Source organism: Treponema porcinum (assembly GCF_900167145.1).
Taxonomy (GTDB): Bacteria; Spirochaetota; Spirochaetia; order Treponematales; family Treponemataceae; genus Treponema_D; species Treponema_D porcinum.
This window is the reverse complement of sequence record NZ_FUWG01000006.1, coordinates 85,252-102,088: the sequence shown is the minus strand read 5'-3', so window position 1 is coordinate 102,088 and position 16,837 is coordinate 85,252. Positions and strand designations below refer to the sequence as shown.

The following is a 16,837-nucleotide window of genomic DNA, read 5'->3' as shown; positions in this document are numbered from 1 at the left end:
TTATTCCCCCGCCTTTTCGTCTACTACGACGGTAATATGGCACATACGTTTCAAAAGCTGATCAGCACGTCCACGAGCACGGAACCAGACCCTCTTGAGTCTCGGACCTTCGTCGATTCTGATTTCTTTTACGTAAAGCATATCTTCATCAAGCTTATCGTTTGCATTCAAAGCATTTGCAATAGCAGATTTGAGAGTAGCACTAATAAGACCAGCTCCCTTCTGCGGCATATTAGCAAGAATCGCCATTGCCACAGTGCACGGTTTCTGATTGATTACACGAGCTACTGGACGAACCTTTGTCGGTGAAGCGATAAGGAACTTAGAAGTGGCTACATAACCTTTTTTCTCAGCCATAATATCCACCTATTATTTGCCAGCCTTAGCTGACTTGTCTGTATTACCATGGCCGCGATATGTACGAGTCGGAGCAAACTCACCGAGCTTGTGACCGACAAGGTTTTCCGTAACATACACAGGAATCCATGTTTTACCATTATATACAGAAATAGTATTACCTACCATTTCAGGTATGATTGTAGAGCAGCGGGAATAAGTTTTAATCATCTTCCTGTCTGCTTCTTTGTTCATTGCTATTACCTTTTTGTAAAGGCTGTTCTCTACAAAAGGACCTTTCTTAACAGATCTTGACACAGTTATCTCCTATGCAACTACTTCTTGCGGCGTGAAACAATAAATTTGTTAGACGGCTTGCGTTTGTTGCGAGTTTTGTAACCTTTGCAAGGCTGTCCCCACGGAGTAACAGGGTTACGTCCTTTTCCAGCACCTTCACCACCACCAAGCGGATGGTCAACAGGGTTCATAGCCATACCACGAACAGTAGGACGGATACCCAGCCATCGTTTATGACCAGCTTTTCCAAGCTGAACGTTCATATGTTCTTCGTTTCCGACAACACCAATGGTAGCATAGCACTTGCCATTGATTTTGCGCATTTCGCTTGACGGCAGACGAACGATAACATAATCACCTTCACGACCGGCAATCATTGCACTTGCACCTGCCGAACGAACAAGCTGTCCGCCCTGTCCAAGAGTAAGCTCAATATTATGAATAGTGAAACCCACAGGAATCTTATCAAGCGGCATTGCATTTCCTACAACAGGAGTTGCATTTTCGCCGGACATAATCTTCTGACCTACACGCAGTCCTTTTGGTGCAATGATGTAGCGTTTGTCGCCATCAGCATAGAACACCAGAGCAATGTTTGCACTGCGGTTCGGATCATATTCGATTGTCTTTACAGTTCCCGGAATTCCGTGTTTATCGCGCTTGAAATCAATCTCACGATAACGTCTTTTGTGACCGCCGCCCTTATGGCGTACAGAAATACGACCACCGGCACCACGTCCACCATTAGACTTTTTACCTGACACCAATCTTTTTTCGGGTGTATCGGCTGTCAGTTCTTCCCTAACAAGGTCTACGCGTCCGCGTGTACCTGCAGTTATTGGCTTAAATACCTTAAGAGCCATTTTCTTTTTCCCCTTAGTCTACGCGAACTTATACGCCTTCAAATGCCTGGATTGTTTCACCGGCAGCAAGACGTACAATTGCTTTTTTATATGAGCTGGTACGACCAGGCTTACCGCGAAGCCTTTTTACCTTACCCATAACATTCACTGTCGTACAGTCAACAACCTTTACGTTGAACAGTCTGGCAACAGCTTCCTTTATCTGTAATTTCGTTGCTGAAGGCTGTACGATGAACACGTACTTGTTCTGCTCGCGGAGAGCATTTGCCTTTTCAGTAACTACAGGCTTAATAAGAATGTCAGAATAATTCATTATTCAGCCTCCTTGTCTTCAGCATAAAAATCTGAAAGATTTTTTACAGCACCTTCAAGGATAACAATTTTACGAGCATAATATAAATCATGTGCTCTAAGACGATTGTATGAAAGGAAAGACAAAGAAGGAATGTTTCTTCCTGCCTGCTTGATTTTTGCATCGTCATCCTTAAGAACGATAACCGTTCTCTCGCCTTTTACAAAATTGTCCAGGATTTTTACCAAATCCTTTGTTTTACCGCTTTCAACAGTAAAATCTTCAACTACTGTAAATCTATCGCTCTGCGCCTGCATAGAAAGAATTGATTTCATAGCAAGTCTTTTTGCCTTTTTAGGCATTGAATAGCTGAAATCACGTGGTTTTGGTCCGAAAATCGTACCGCCGCCTACCATAATAGGTGATTTTTTATCACCACGGCGGGCATTACCAGTTCCCTTCTGCTTATACGGCTTTGCGTTTGAACCATGCACTTCTGCACGTCCTTTAGTACAGGCTGTACCTACACGCATATTAGCAAGTTCATTTGTGATGGCATAGTAAATAACATCATCATTTACCGGAAGACCGAATACTTTATCATCAAGAGTGATTGTACGCAGTTCTTTACCATCGGTTGAATAGACTTTCTTTTCCATAATTCTAATTCCTCCGTGCTATTTCTTTACTGCGGACTTCACGATGAGTGTGCAGTCTTTGTTGCCAGGAACAGCTCCACGAACTAAAATAACATTCAGTTCAGGATCAATTTTTACAATCTTAAGATTCTGAACAGTAACCCGTCTGAATCCCATACGGCCAGGAAGTTTTGTGTTCTTAAAACAATGACCTGGCGTTGTACAGTTACCTGTACCACCCGGCTCTCTGTGGAATTTTGAACCGTGAGTAGCGCGTCCACCATGGAAGCCCCATCTCTTCATAACGCCCTGGAAACCCTTACCTTTTGAAGTGGCAGTTACATCCAGGAAACGTGATTCATTGAACAGCTCCAGACCGACAGAATCGCCGACCTTAACTTCTTTCTCGAAGTCGCGGAACTCTTTCAAAGTACGTTTTGGGGAAACGTTTTCAGGGAAAATGCCTGCGTATGCCTTATTTGCCTTGTTAGACTTCATATCGTCTACACCAAGAACAACAGCATCGTATCCGCAAGTTTCCTTTGTTTTTGTAGCAACAACAGTGTTCGGTTCAACGCGGATCACGGTAACTGGCGTTAAGTTGCCGCTTTCGTCGAAGACCTGTGTCATTCCTACTTTTTTTGCAATCAGACCTTTCATTCTGATACTCCTATAAGAACATACGTTCTTTTATTTATCAGGCCGTCATCCCAGATCCGGAGGGACCGTACCTTATTTTGCAGCAGAAAAACTACTGCTTGATTTCTACAGCTACACCAGCAGGCAGTTCAAGCTTCATTAATGAATCCATTACGTCAGTAGTAGGATTCAAAATGTCGATAAGGCGCTTGTGAGTTCTCATCTCAAACTGCTCACGTGACTTTTTATATACGTGAGGTGAACGAAGAACCGTTACCTTATTGATTCTTGTCGGAAGCGGGATTGGTCCGGAAACCTTAGCACCTGCTTTCTGTACAGCCTGTACGATGGCCTTAGCACTCTGATCGATCAGTTCTACGTCAAAAGCACGAAGTCTGACACGAATCTTTCCATTAGCCATGAATTTAATCCTCCAAAGGACTCAGTCAGCCTGCCACAAAAATGACAGGCTGAACCGACCTTTAACTATTCGATAATCTTTGTAACCTGTCCTGAAGCGATTGTACGACCGCCTTCACGGATAGCAAGTTTCAGACCTTCGTCCATAGCAACTGGGTGGATAAGTTCACCGATAACTTTTACGTTGTCACCAGGATTTACCATTTCTACGCCGTCACCAAGCATAATTGTACCTGTGATGTCAGTAGTTCTGAAATAGAACTGCGGGCGATAACCGTTACGGAATGAAGAGTGGCGTCCGCCTTCTTCCTGTGTAAGAACGTACAGCTGAGCCTCGAACTTTGTGTGCGGGTGGATTGAACCCGGCTTTGCAAGAACCTGACCGCGGACAACATCTTTCTTGTCAACACCGCGAAGAAGGATACCAACGTTATCACCAGCGATACCCTGATCAAGTGTTTTCTGGAACATTTCGATACCAGTAACAGTAGAAGCCTGTGTCGGGCGGATACCAACCAGTTCAACCGGGTCGTTCATATTAACAACACCGCGCTCGATACGACCTGTAACTACAGTACCGCGTCCAGAGATTGTGAAGATGTCTTCAATAGGCATCAAGAACGGTTTGTCTTCGTCACGAACCGGGTCATCGAACCAAGAGTCCATAGCAGTAAGCAATTCTTCGATGCATTTTGTGTTTTCAGGATTAGAAGCTTCGTTCAAAGCCTTGAATGCAGAACCCTGAATGATTGGAGTTTCAGCAGCAAAGCCGTATTCCTTAAGACAATCCTTAACATCCTCAACACAAAGTTCAAGCATATCTGGATCAGCAATATCAGCCTTGTTCAGGAATACGATAATCTTCGGTACACCTACCTGACGTGCAAGCAAAAGGTGCTCGCGTGTCTGAGGCATAACACCGTCAGTACCTGCAACAACAAGGATAGCACCGTCCATCTGTGCAGCACCAGTGATCATGTTCTTGATGTAGTCAGCATGACCCGGGCAGTCGATGTGAGCATAGTGTCTCTTATCTGACTGATATTCCAAGTGACGAGTGTTGATTGTAATACCACGCTCTTTCTCTTCCGGAGCGTTATCAATTTCGTCATACTTAAGAGCCTTATCACCATATTTGTTAGCACAATATGAAGTGATAGCTGCAGAAAGTGTTGTCTTACCATGGTCTACGTGACCAATAGTACCAACGTTCATGTGAGGCTTAGTTCTCTCGAACTTCTCCTTTGCCATGTTTTTCTCCTTGCCGGCTTTTATTTTTTGTATTTTCCGGCATTCTTATTTTTAATGTGTTGCACTTTAAGCCAGAACACTGTTTATATCAACAGATACAAGCAGCGTTCGCAGACACACTTTTATTTGCATTGAGGATAAGATGATGATGTGATTAAACGGACTAGAAAATAATTTCTTCATTGATATTCCATACTTTCGAAATATCTTTGGCCGGTTACCACCGATCATCATCATACACCAAGTGCTGATAACTGGTCTGGTTTCCAAGAGCCAGCCTGCCTTATTGCAGACTTACCAGAACCCCTGTTCACACCTGTTATCACTCATCCTGCCGACGGCAGAAATCCGCACCCAAGGGTCGTATTTTCCTGAAAATCTTGCGATTAACTTTACGGAAATACCAGGCTTGAAACAGCCCGCTGATATTAAAGAACCCTGTACCTGCCGCGCCCAATACAGGCTATGACAGGTTCTACCTTTATACAATTTTTATAAATAAATTGCAAGTACCGGAGCAAAATAAAAATCTCCATAAGAAAAAAAAACGCAAAAAAAAGGGCGTCCGCACAATGCAGACGCCCTTTATACAGGCAGAAAGAACTACCAGCGGTAATGAGCAAAAGCCTTGTTAGCCTCAGCCATCTTGTGGGTATCTTCCTTCTTCTTGAAGGCAGAACCGGTATTGTTGAATGCATCAAGCAGTTCAGCAGAAAGTGTATCTGCCATACCGTGTCCGCTTCTGTTTCTAGCAGCTTCGATAATCCAGCGCATAGCAAGAGCTTCGCGGCGTGAATCACGAATTTCTACCGGAACCTGATATGTAGCACCACCAACGCGGCGTGATTTTACTTCTACTACAGGCTTAACGTTTTCCAAAGCTTTAAGGAGAACCTCAAGCGGATCCTTATCGGTCTTAGCCTTAAGTTTATCCATGGCTTCATAGATTACTTTTGTGCAAGTTGCTTTCTTTCCGTCAAGCATCATACGGCTGACAAATTTAGTAACAATCTTGCTGTTATATTTTGCGTCCGGCAAACATGGACGGTCAACTGACTTCTTATGTCTTCCCATCGTATTCCTCCGTTATTAAGCCTTAGGTCTTTTAGCACCATATTTTGAGCGTCCGCGCTTGCGGTCCTCAACGCCAAGAGTATCCTTAGTACCACGGATGATATGATAGCGAACACCAGGAAGATCCTTAACACGACCACCACGGATTAAAACTACAGAGTGTTCCTGAAGGTTGTGACCTATACCAGGAATATATGCAGTTACTTCAATACCATTTGACAAGCGAACACGGGCAACCTTGCGGAGCGCAGAGTTCGGCTTTTTTGGAGTTACAGTCATAACACGGGTACAAACACCACGTTTCTGCGGGCAGGACTGAAGTGCGGGAGACTTCGTTCTGTTAGCCACAGACTGACGTCCCTGACGAATTAATTGATTGATTGTAGGCATCGCCTATTCTCCTCTATTTATTCCGGTCAGCACCCCGGAAGATTTGCATATCAATATAGAGCAAAAACTCTATTCCAACTTACAATAAGATAGTTTTTCAATACTAATGAATTCAGAAAATGAATTCAAGAGAATTTCACACAAAAACTACATACAGAACGATATGCCGGCAGAAATTCCGGAAAAAATCCAGGAAAAGACAAAATTTTCGGAAATTCCACCGTCAGAATCTCCAGAAGTTCCGCCTGAACCATCGCCTGAAGAAAACCGGAAGGGGATTAACCAGATTTTTGAGAGAAACTGCACGCCGCACTGCCTTGCATCAAATCCCCGACAGCTCCTCATTAGTACGACACAGATATGAAACAAACTGCTCGAATGATACCGGCTTGGAATACAAATATCCCTGATACCAGCTGCACCCAAGCGAATGAAGCACTTCCACTTCTTCCTGATTTTCTACAAATTCTGCAATGACTTTTATTCCAAGCTTGTTTCCGAGTGCGACAATAGAATCTACAATATTCCGGTTTGTTTCGTTATGGACAATATTCTTAACAAGCGAACCGTCAAGCTTTACAACGCCGAAAAAGCCCGACTGAAGGTATAGAAGCGACGTATGTCCCATACCAAAATCATCAATAAGCAGGGTGTGACCTTTTGCCTTCAGTCGTTTGAGCGTACCGACAACTTCATCAGACTTGGAGATGACGTCCTGCTCGGTAATTTCTATCCACATCCGTTCCGCCGGAATCTTATATTTCTTAAGAGCATTGTCTATGCATGACTCAATATCCCAGAACAGTGATTTTCCTGTAATATTGAAAGAAATTTTAAAATCACCGGCGAACACCTTTTCTGTTTGTGCTATTGACTGCGCCACCATATCAATAATCTTTTCTTCAAGTTGGGAAAGCATTCCGCCAGCTTTTGCAAGATAGATTATAAGAGGAGGATAAATAGAACCGTACAGAGAGTGATTCCACCGAAGCAAAGCCTCTGCACCAACACACCTTCCATCCGAATTTACTTGCGGCTGATACACCATAAACAATGCATTCTGCTTAATTGCGTCTTTTAAATCATCAAAAAGAACACGTGTCATCATACCAAGACTGTCAACTCTGGAGAGAAACTGCGGCGGTTCCCCCTCCCGTTCACATATTTTCAGTGCTTCCACCAGTGTATCAAGTTTTTTATGCGCGCTAAGTTCCTGTATACGCTTATTCAGCCGGATAAAGGGATAATATACTGCCATACCGGTTGCAACAAGAAAAAGCTGCAGAAGAACGCCGCGTACAGAGCCGGTAGCAATATATCCGCTCACAAGAATAGGCGTTGACCATGGAACTGTAGTTATAAGTCCCGGAATAAGTCCTGATGCAGTCGCCGCATAGGCAATGCAGTACAAAACCACCGGCGTACTGATAAACGGAATTACCATAACAGGATTAAGAACAATCGGAATGCCGAACGTAAGGACTTCGTTCAGGTTAAACACGACAGGGAAAAAAGCAATTTTTGAAAGATTGCCCAAACGCGTCTTTCTGAAGAAAAGAAGAAGCAGAAGAAGTACACAGATTGTAGTACCGCATCCGCCCATTACGATATACGTATCAAAAAAACTTTTGCTGAACACAGTATCTGCCGCCACGTCCGAAAAAATCGACTGGGCAATAGGTTCCATCAGATTACTTCCGTGAAATCCCAGCGACCAGAAAAAATGAAGGAGGAACGTATACAGAAGCCCGGAAAAGAAACGGTTATGAACGTGGGCAAAAAGCGCACAGGAAAGATTTGAAAACAGTTCGTGTACGCTTTTCACTCCAAAAAACGAATGAAGCAGCAGATTTATCAGAACAGCAACACCCACTACAAACGTCATCGGCAAAAGCGATGAAATTGAATTGGCACACATAACGTCCATACCGGAAACGTATTTTTTCAGGGAAAATGCCGTTATGCGCTTAAGACGTTCGTACAAAAAGCAGGAAAGGAGCGCAATAAAAATCGCAGAAAAACTGCTCTTTACGCCCAGGCTTTCAAAATTAAATCCTGAAGTACCGATGTTAAGCTGCGCTCCGTACGCACCGAGCGCAACTATTACGTACATCGCCGCCTTATCCGGCGATTCATTTTTTTCTATGCAATAACTTACTGTAATGACAATAAGCAGCGCAAGAGAAAAAAGACCAAAAGTACCATTGTAAATAAAAAGCAAAATAGAATGCAGTGTTCCCAATGCACCGTCGAACAGTTCCGAACCATAATCAATAAACGGCAGATTTATAAACGCACAGGCAAATCCGCCTACAAGGACGAACGGTATCATCATCGTAAGGGAACGACGGACAACTGTGAGAAAAAAATTATTTTCTATTTTATATGTTAAATCAAGTGCCTTCTGCTTCAGATTCATTGAACATATCCTCCGGCGCTTTCCGGCGCAAACACTTTTTCTACTATTATAAAACATTATTTTTACTACTGCAAAAAATATATTTAAGGATATATATAAAAATTTGTCTGACAATACTTTCTTCAATACGCCTTACACTGTAAACCATCAAAAACAAAACTGCAAGGCATTACTCTTTCAACTCACCACACACACAACTAAAAACTGGCATAACAAATTGTCTTTATAAACCGTATAAAAAAGAATACCGCCCGAAGTATCCGGGCGGTATTCTTCTGCTAGCAGTACCATTATACAGGCATTAGTCCTGCTCGTCAGCCTCAAACACAGGTTCTTCAACCCTGTTCATCTCAAGCTCTTTTTCCTGACGGCGACGCTCAAGAATTTCATCCATCTGAACGTCAAGGTCTGTATCACTTTCATCAAACAGCTTGATGTTCTTGTAATTCTTAATGCCTGTTCCCGCCGGAATCATATGTCCGATTGCAACGTTTTCTTTAATACCATGCAGACCGTCCGTTGAGCCGGAAATAGCCGCATTCGTAAGAACACGCGTTGTTTCCTGGAATGACGCAGCAGAAAGGAACGAATCTACGTTCAAAGCCGCTTTCGTAATACCCTGGAACATCGGGCGCGCAACAGCCGGCTGTCCGCCTTCTGATACTACACGCCTGTTCTCCTCGTGGAACTTGTATTTATCAACCTGCTGACCGTAGATGAATTTTGTATCACCAACGGCAACGATTTCTACCTTGCGGAGCATCTGGCGTACGATAACGCCGATGTGCTTATCATTGATAGATACGCCCTGCGCACGGTATACGGACTGGATTTCGTCCATAAGGTAATTCTGAAGGGCATTTTCACCAAGAATATTAAGAATATCGCTTGGATTAGGTGCGCCGTCACACAGCTGCTCGCCGGCTTCTACTTTGTCACCGTCGCGCACAAGCATATGCTTCTGCGTAGGAACAAGATGTTCAAAAACATTACCGAATTCGTCTTCAACGGCGATAATACGCTTTGCCTTTGAAATTCCCTTGAACTTGACAGTTCCTGAAATCCGGGCAAGAACGCAAGGATTTTTCGGTTTGCGCGCTTCGAAAAGCTCTGTAACACGCGGAATACCACCGGTAATATCGTTTGTCTTTGCAGCCTCTTTAGGCATCTTGGCAAGAGTATCACCTGCCTTAATCTGCTGCGTGTCCTCAACCTGAAGAACGGCACCGGCAGGAAGATAGTAACTTCCCATTTCGTTACCGGCTTCATCAGTAACAAGAATACGCGGCTGTTTAACGTCAAGGTGAAGGTCAGTAATCGTACGCTCAGTCTTACCAGTCTGCATATCAACTTTTTCTGCAAGAGTAGAACCTAGAATTACATCTTCAAAATGAACGTAACCGTTGCTTTCAGCAATAATCGGATCAGAATACTGGTCGAATGTTCCCAATGCCTTTCCTGCTTCAACAACATCGCCTGCCTTTGTGTGAATAGTAGAACCGTTACTGATTTCAACCTTCACTTCCTTATTTACAAGATACAGAACATTGTCTTTGATAATGACTTTTCCGGAAGCAGAAGCCGTAACTTTCTTTCCTTTGCGCACAAGCAGAACGCTGTCTTTCAAAAGACTTACGCCGTCCTGTACTTTAAGGTCATCGCCGCTCTCAAGCTTTACGCTGTCAAGAATGCGGATAACTTTCATAAAGCCTTTACGAGTAAAGAGCCAGCTTCCGTCATCCATTTCTACGTGCGTTCCCTGAACATCATTGATTATTGCATTAAAGTTCAGCACGATGCGGTTATCTTCCGTTGCCTTATCAGCAGTACCACCTGAGTGGAACGTACGAAGAGTAAGCTGAGTACCAGGTTGACCGATTGACTGCGCAGCAATAATACCTACAGCCTCACCGATTTCAACAATCTTGTTGCGGGCAAGGTTCTGACCGTAACATTTTATACAAATACCGTGCTGTGCTTCGCACGTAAGGACAGTGCGGAGCTTAACCTTTTCAACGCCGGCATCTTCAATTTTCTTTGCGAGTTCCGGAGTTATGTATTCGTTTACATCGCAGATCAAATCACCGGTAATAGGGTGAACGACGCGTTCAATCGTATAGTGACCGACAATTCTGTCTGCCAGATGAACGACAATTTCATCACCGTCTTTAATCGCCGCATAATCAATACCGTTGATAGTTCCGCAGTCTTCGTCATTTACAACAACGTCCTGAGCAACATCAACAAGACGGCGGGTCATATAACCTGCGTCAGCAGTCTTCAAAGCAGTATCAGAAAGACCCTTGCGCGCACCGTTCGTAGAAATAAAGTATTCGATAACCGAAAGACCTTCCTTGAAGTTCGAACGGATAGGAAGTTCGATGATTTCTCCGCTAGGCTTAGCCATCAATCCGCGCATAGCCGCAAGCTGTGAAATCTGCTTTTTAGAACCGCGGGCACCGGAAGTAGCCATCATATAGATAGTATTAAATCCGTCTTTGTGGCTGGCAAGATTTTTCATCATCAAATCAGTCAGTTCGTCGTTAGTGCGGGCCCAGATATCGCATACACGATTATAGCGCTCCTCTCCGGTGATAACACCTTTTGAGTAGTCATTAACGATTTTTTCAACTTCTTTATTTGCCTTGTCAACCATCTCTTTCTTTTCAGCAGGAACAAGAATATCGTCCATAGAAAGAGTTGCACCGAAGAACGTAGCGTTTTTGTATCCGACGGACTTGATTGCGTCAAGCATCTGGATTGTAAGCCACGGTCCCTGCGTATGATAAACATCTTCAATCATAGCCTTGAGTTTTTTATCACCCATAAGCTCGTTTACATAGCGGACTCCGTCAGGCATAGCTTCATTAAAGCGAAGGCGTCCGGCAGTAGTTTCAATCAAATCTCCGGCTTTAAACTCGCCTTCTTTGAAAGAATCTTTAGGAGCATTCACTTTGATTGCAGCCTGCCATTCAATAGCACCGCTTTCAGCCGCAAGGCGGACTTCATCAGGACTTGAGAAACGCTTACCCGTTCCCTTTGCACCCGGTTTTACGGAAGTCATATAGTAAATTCCAAGAACCATATCCTGTGACGGCGCAACGATTGTGTTTCCGTTCGCCGGATCAAGAAGGTTTCTTGCGGAAAGCATAAGAGTCCAGCATTCCATCTGAGCAGCCTGCGTCAGCGGAACGTGAATAGCCATCTGGTCACCGTCAAAGTCGGCATTGAATGATTTACAGGCAAGCGGATGAAGCTTAAGTGCCTTTCCTTCAACAAGAACAGGCTCAAATGCAAGAATACCAAGACGGTGAAGCGTAGGAGCGCGGTTCAGCATAACAGGATGCTCGCGCACAACTTCGTCAAGAATGCTGAATACTTCCGGAGCTTCAGACTCTACGAGCATTTTTGCCTTCTTGATATTGAATACAACGTCCTTGTCAACAAGCTTTTTCATAATGAACGGCTTGAAAAGTTCAAGCGCCATTTTCGTAGGAAGACCACACTGCCACAGTTTAAGCTCCGGTCCTACAACGATTACCGAACGTCCGGAGTAGTCAACGCGCTTACCAAGAAGATTCTGGCGGAAACGTCCCTGCTTACCCTTAATCATATCGGAAATAGACTTAAGCGGTCTGTTTGATGCGCCTTTTACAACGCGCTTGCGCTTTGAGTTGTCGAACAATGAGTCAACCGCTTCCTGAAGCATACGCTTTTCGTTGCGGATAATGATGTCCGGAGCAGAAAGCTGCTGAAGCCTCTTAAGGCGGTTGTTGCGGTTAATAACGCGGCGGTACAAATCATTAAGGTCAGACGTAGCAAAACGCCCGCCGTCAAGCTGAACCATAGGGCGAAGTTCCGGCGGAATTACCGGAATAACGTCCAAAATCATCCAGGACGCCTTATTTCCGGACGAGCGGAAATTTTCAACAATTTCAATGCGCTTTAAAAGACGCTTGTCACTCTTTGAGCCCTTTTCAATCATCTTTGCACGCAGTTCTGCCGCAAGGGAATCAAGGTCGATGTTATCAAGAAGCGTCTTGATAGCCTCTGCACCCATATCCGCAGTGAACGTTTCACCGTAACGCTCGCGCGCCTCGATGTACTCGTCCTCCGTCAGAAGCTGCATTTTCTTCAAGTCCGTATCACCGGCATCAATAACGATGTACTTTTCGTAATACAGAACGGCACGCAGCTGGGCAACCTGCATATCAAGCAGAAGCCCCATCCGGCTAGGAACGGAACGGTAATACCAGATGTGGCTTACCGGTGCTGCAAGCTCGATATGACCGGTGCGCTCGCGGCGTACTTTAAAGTGAGTAACTTCAACGCCGCAGCGGTCGCAGATAACGCCCTTATAGCGGATTGACTTGAATTTTCCGCAGTAACATTCCCATTCCTTGGTAGTTCCGAAAATGCGCTCGCAGAAAAGACCGTCTTTCTCCGGACGAAGCGTACGATAGTTTATAGTTTCCGGCTTTTTTACTTCGCCGTAAGACCACGCGCGGATTGTATCCGGCGAAGCCAGTTTTATTTTAACACTTGCAAAATCCTGAATATCACGCATTTGAATTCTCCTTCTCGAAGCCAGATGCAGCTTTATCAATCAATTCCTGATCACGTTCCGTCAGGGCAATCTGCTTGCCCTTTTCGTCATAAATAGTGAAATCAAGACCCAGACCACGAAGCTCCTGAACCATAACGTTGAATGCTTCCGGTACGCCTACAGGAGAAGTCGGATCACCCTTTACGATAGACTCGTAAATCTTTGAACGACCGTTCATATCATCAGACTTAATAGTCATCATCTCCTGCAATGTGTTTGCAGCACCATAAGCCTCAAGCGCCCATACTTCCATTTCACCAAGACGCTGACCACCGAACTGTGCCTTACCGCCGAGCGGCTGCTGCGTAACAAGTGAGTACGGTCCTGTAGAACGCGCGTGCATCTTGTCATCAACAAGGTGATGCAGTTTCATAAAGTAGATTACGCCGACAAAAATCGGATTTACAAACGGTTCGCCTGTGCGTCCGTCGTGAACAATCTGCTTTGCATCAGAAGCAAGTCCTGCTTCCTTAAGTTTTGCGGCAATCTGCTCCTGGCTAGGAGACTGAAATACCGGTGATTCAAAGAACTGATTAAGGTATTTACCAGCAACACCAAGTTCCGATTCCATAATCTGTCCGATATTCATACGAGAAGGAACACCAAGAGGATTAAGACATACGTCAAGCGGAGTACCATCTTCAAGGTACGGCATATCTTCTATAGAAAGAATTCGCGCAACGACACCCTTGTTTCCGTGACGTCCTGCCATCTTGTCACCTTCGCGAAGTTTACGCTTGTTGGCAATGATTACCTTTACAACCTCATCAACGCCAGGAGAAAGTTCATCGCCCTCCATACGCTTCATTCGCTGAACATCAATTACAACACCCTCAACTCCGTGCGGAACGTGCAGGGAAGAATCGCGCACTTCCTTAGCCTTTTCACCGAAAATTGAGTTCAAAAGCTTGAATTCAGGAGTTGTTTCCGTTTCGCTCTTCGGCGTTACTTTTCCTACCAGAATATCACCGGAACGGACTTTAGCACCTATTCTTACGATACCTTCCGCATCAAGATTATCAAGCGCTTTCTCAGCCGTGTTCGGAATATCGCGAGTAATGCGCTCCGGACCAAGCTTTGTTTCGCGGACTTCAATAGAGAATTCCTTGATGTGGATAGTAGTATACATATCTTCGCGGACAACGCGCTGTGAAATCAAAACAGCATCCTCGTAGTTATAGCCGTTCCACGGAACGAAACCTACAAGAATGTTACGTCCAAGCGCAAGTTCACCGTTGAACGTTGCAGGACCGTCAGCAAGGACATCGCCCTTCTTAACGTGCTGACCAACCTCAACAATCGGACGCTGATGATTACACGTATCATTGTTAGTACGCTGATATTTCAAAAGCGGATATTCATTTATCTCGCCGGCAGCCTTATCCGTAGGGCGGACTTTTATCAAGTCACTTGCAACGTATACAACATCGCCTTCATATTTCGCCTTTACGAGAACGCCCGAATCGTATGCAGTCTTGCGCTCCATACCAGTACCGACGTGAGGCGGTTCAGGGAACAGAAGCGGTACAGCCTGGCGCTGCATATTACATCCCATAAGTGCGCGGTTTGCATCGTCGTGCTCAAGGAACGGAATCAAAGATGCAGATACGGAAATTACCTGACGCGGAGAAACGTCGATGTACTGAATATCCTTTACGTTGCGCGTCGTATAGTCGCCGCGGTGACGGCAGGAAATCATTTCCGTAGGGAAAGAACCGTCTTCCTTAATTCCTTCTACAAGCTGTCCGACATAATACTTGTCTTCGTCCATTGCCGAAAGATATTCAACCTCGCTTGTTGCCTTGCCGTTCACAACTTTGCGGAACGGCGCTTCAAGGAATCCGTACTCGTTTATCTGCGTGAACATAGCAAGAGAAACAATAAGACCGATATTCGGACCTTCAGGAGTTTCAATAGGACACATACGTCCATAATGAGAATAATGAACGTCGCGGACTTCAAATCCGGCACGGTCGCGTGAAAGACCACCAGGACCAAGAGCATTCAGACGGCGCTTGTGAGTCAGTTCAGAAAGCGGATTTACCTGATCCATAAACTGAGAAAGCTGACTTGAACCGTAGAATTCGCGCAGGGCGGCAACAATCGGTTTGATTGAAATAAGATCCTGCGGTTTCATCGTATCAGTTTCTTTCAAGCCCATCCGTTCTTTTACAATGCGTTCCATTCTGCTGAACGCAGTTTTCAGCTGGTTTGTAAGAAGCTCGCCTACACAGCGGATACGGCGGTTACCAAGATGATCAATATCGTCAATCTGCTCTTCGCCGATATATACCTTGATAAGAATTTTCATCGTATTGATGATGTCGTCCTTAATCAAAGTAAAATCTTTTACGTCATCTTTATAATCAAATTTCTTGTTGAGCTTGTAGCGTCCGACGCGTCCAAGGTCATAGCGGCGCTCGCTGAAGAACATTGAATTCAAGTCTTTTTCAGCAGCCTCAACAGTAATCGGTTCACCAGGCATCAGGACTGCATAAACGGCAGCAAGCGCATCTTCACGTGTCGGCTCGTTGTCTACAGAACCTTCCTTTACGTGGCGGATTTCCTCGCGCTCAAAACAGTTGATGATAATCTGGGAGTCAAGTGACTCGTTGTTCTCTTCCTTGCTGTTCGGATTATTCTTTGTATTGAATTTAATTACGCAGATTTCCTTTACGCCGTTTGCAACAAGGTCATCAATATCGTGAGGGTGAAGGCGTACGCCGGCATTGAACAGGCGCTTTTCGTTTCCGTCCTCATCCTTAAGGATAACGGCACTTGCAAGAACGCTGTCAACAAGCGCATTGCGGGATTCAGTCGTATCAACTACAGCAACATTTTCCGTAGAATAGAAGCATCTGATGATTTCCTCACGCGTATTGTAGCCAAGCGCACGCAGGAAAATAGTGCCGAGGATTTTCTTCTTGCGGTCAATTTTTGCAAAAATCAGTTCTTTTTTCTGGTCAATTTCAAATTCAAGCCAGGAACCGCGGTAAGGAATTATGCGGCTAGAATACACGCCTTTATCGTGCTGGAAAATAACTCCAGGAGAGCGGTGAATTTGAGAAACAACAACGCGCTCTGCACCGTTGATGATGAACGTTCCGCGGTCTGTCATAAGCGGAATATCGCCCATATAAATGTCCTTCTGAATGATATGACCGTCATTCAAGAACGTAAGATCAATACGGGCTTTCAAAGGAACAGAATAGGTCAGACCTTTCTGCTTGCATTCGAGTTCAGAAAATTTAATGTTAGGATAATCGAGTTCGTAATATTCAAACTCAAGGGACATATCGCCGTTCGGACTTTCAATAGGGAACGTTGAGGTAAATACTTCCTGCAATCCCTGATTAAGCAACGGCTCACCTTTCTTCAGCCGTTCTGCCTGAAGAAAACTTTCATAAGAAGAAGTCTGAATACCAATCAAATCCGGCACATCCATAAAGTTCTGGATGTCTTTACCGATATACTGACGGTTGATTGTTCGTGTCTTTGCGAACATCATTTCCCCCTGTATTATAGATTCAGCCACGGACTGCTACATGCTAGAAACTCTGCACAGCACAGAACAGGCTGATTGCCTTATTGGGGTAAGGCGTATACTAAAAA

The 16,837-nt window shown here is 44.6% G+C and carries 14 protein-coding genes; all 14 read right to left on the bottom strand.

The window, feature by feature from the left end:
• The 14 genes from rplV to rpoB all read right to left on the bottom strand — a co-directional run bounded on the left by rplV (position 1) and on the right by rpoB (position 16,730).
• Positions 1–357 (bottom strand): 50S ribosomal protein L22, encoded by a 357-nt coding sequence (gene rplV / locus B5D55_RS04975; RefSeq protein WP_078932896.1) that lies wholly within the window; start codon positions 355–357, stop codon positions 1–3.
• A gap of 12 nt (positions 358–369) precedes the next feature.
• On the bottom strand, positions 370–654 hold the full coding sequence (rpsS, locus tag B5D55_RS04970; RefSeq protein WP_078932895.1) for a 30S ribosomal protein S19: 285 nt from the start codon (positions 652–654) through the stop codon (positions 370–372).
• A 17-nt stretch (positions 655–671) separates the two neighbouring features.
• Positions 672–1,496: a 50S ribosomal protein L2 gene (gene rplB / locus B5D55_RS04965; protein WP_078932894.1), complete on the bottom strand. Its 825-nt coding sequence runs from the start codon at positions 1,494–1,496 to the stop codon at positions 672–674.
• Positions 1,497–1,524: 28 nt separating this feature from the next.
• The gene (locus B5D55_RS04960; RefSeq protein WP_078932890.1) at positions 1,525–1,809 is read right to left on the bottom strand and encodes a 50S ribosomal protein L23; all 285 of its coding nucleotides are present in this window, start codon (positions 1,807–1,809) and stop codon (positions 1,525–1,527) included.
• A complete protein-coding gene (gene rplD, locus B5D55_RS04955; protein WP_078932885.1) occupies positions 1,809–2,447 on the bottom strand; it encodes a 50S ribosomal protein L4 in 639 nt (212 codons plus the stop codon). The genes B5D55_RS04960 and rplD overlap by 1 nt, the downstream gene beginning before the upstream one ends.
• 18 nt (positions 2,448–2,465) lie before the next feature.
• Complete coding sequence (gene rplC / locus B5D55_RS04950) at positions 2,466–3,086, bottom strand: 50S ribosomal protein L3 (protein WP_078932884.1); 621 nt, start codon at positions 3,084–3,086, stop codon at positions 2,466–2,468.
• A gap of 91 nt (positions 3,087–3,177) precedes the next feature.
• Entirely contained in the window at positions 3,178–3,486 is a 309-nt protein-coding gene (rpsJ, locus tag B5D55_RS04945; RefSeq protein WP_078932883.1) for a 30S ribosomal protein S10, read from the bottom strand.
• Between the two features lie 65 nt (positions 3,487–3,551).
• Complete coding sequence (tuf, locus tag B5D55_RS04940) at positions 3,552–4,736, bottom strand: elongation factor Tu (RefSeq protein ID WP_078932882.1); 1,185 nt, start codon at positions 4,734–4,736, stop codon at positions 3,552–3,554.
• A 603-nt stretch (positions 4,737–5,339) separates the two neighbouring features.
• Positions 5,340–5,810 (bottom strand): 30S ribosomal protein S7, encoded by a 471-nt coding sequence (gene rpsG, locus B5D55_RS04935; protein ID WP_078932881.1) that lies wholly within the window; start codon positions 5,808–5,810, stop codon positions 5,340–5,342.
• A 15-nt stretch (positions 5,811–5,825) separates the two neighbouring features.
• A complete protein-coding gene (rpsL, locus tag B5D55_RS04930; RefSeq protein ID WP_078932879.1) occupies positions 5,826–6,200 on the bottom strand; it encodes a 30S ribosomal protein S12 in 375 nt (124 codons plus the stop codon).
• A gap of 147 nt (positions 6,201–6,347) precedes the next feature.
• Positions 6,348–6,545: a hypothetical protein gene (locus B5D55_RS04925; protein ID WP_078932878.1), complete on the bottom strand. Its 198-nt coding sequence runs from the start codon at positions 6,543–6,545 to the stop codon at positions 6,348–6,350.
• Entirely contained in the window at positions 6,523–8,619 is a 2,097-nt protein-coding gene (locus B5D55_RS04920; protein ID WP_159446159.1) for a PTS sugar transporter subunit IIC/EAL domain-containing protein, read from the bottom strand. The genes B5D55_RS04925 and B5D55_RS04920 overlap by 23 nt, the downstream gene beginning before the upstream one ends.
• Positions 8,620–8,920: 301 nt before the next feature.
• A complete protein-coding gene (gene rpoC / locus B5D55_RS04915; RefSeq protein WP_078932875.1) occupies positions 8,921–13,186 on the bottom strand; it encodes a DNA-directed RNA polymerase subunit beta' in 4,266 nt (1,421 codons plus the stop codon).
• The gene (gene rpoB / locus B5D55_RS04910; protein WP_200805289.1) at positions 13,179–16,730 is read right to left on the bottom strand and encodes a DNA-directed RNA polymerase subunit beta; all 3,552 of its coding nucleotides are present in this window, start codon (positions 16,728–16,730) and stop codon (positions 13,179–13,181) included. The genes rpoC and rpoB overlap by 8 nt, the downstream gene beginning before the upstream one ends.
• Positions 16,731–16,837 lie beyond the last annotated feature (107 nt).

What these genes read in the sequence shown, in the direction of transcription:
- rplV (WP_078932896.1), bottom strand. Translation starts at nt 357, where the DNA reads ATGGCTGAGAAAAAAGGTTATGTAGCCACTTCTAAGTTCCTTATCGCT.
- rplB (WP_078932894.1), bottom strand. Translation starts at nt 1,496, where the DNA reads ATGGCTCTTAAGGTATTTAAGCCAATAACTGCAGGTACACGCGGACGC.
- B5D55_RS04960 (WP_078932890.1), bottom strand. Translation starts at nt 1,809, where the DNA reads ATGAATTATTCTGACATTCTTATTAAGCCTGTAGTTACTGAAAAGGCA.
- rplD (WP_078932885.1), bottom strand. Translation starts at nt 2,447, where the DNA reads ATGGAAAAGAAAGTCTATTCAACCGATGGTAAAGAACTGCGTACAATC.
- rplC (WP_078932884.1), bottom strand. Translation starts at nt 3,086, where the DNA reads ATGAAAGGTCTGATTGCAAAAAAAGTAGGAATGACACAGGTCTTCGAC.
- rpsJ (WP_078932883.1), bottom strand. Translation starts at nt 3,486, where the DNA reads ATGGCTAATGGAAAGATTCGTGTCAGACTTCGTGCTTTTGACGTAGAA.
- tuf (WP_078932882.1), bottom strand. Translation starts at nt 4,736, where the DNA reads ATGGCAAAGGAGAAGTTCGAGAGAACTAAGCCTCACATGAACGTTGGT.
- rpsG (WP_078932881.1), bottom strand. Translation starts at nt 5,810, where the DNA reads ATGGGAAGACATAAGAAGTCAGTTGACCGTCCATGTTTGCCGGACGCA.
- rpsL (WP_078932879.1), bottom strand. Translation starts at nt 6,200, where the DNA reads ATGCCTACAATCAATCAATTAATTCGTCAGGGACGTCAGTCTGTGGCT.
- B5D55_RS04925 (WP_078932878.1), bottom strand. Translation starts at nt 6,545, where the DNA reads ATGAGGAGCTGTCGGGGATTTGATGCAAGGCAGTGCGGCGTGCAGTTT.
- B5D55_RS04920 (WP_159446159.1), bottom strand. Translation starts at nt 8,619, where the DNA reads ATGAATCTGAAGCAGAAGGCACTTGATTTAACATATAAAATAGAAAAT.
- rpoC (WP_078932875.1), bottom strand. Translation starts at nt 13,186, where the DNA reads ATGCGTGATATTCAGGATTTTGCAAGTGTTAAAATAAAACTGGCTTCG.
- rpoB (WP_200805289.1), bottom strand. Translation starts at nt 16,730, where the DNA reads ATGTTCGCAAAGACACGAACAATCAACCGTCAGTATATCGGTAAAGAC.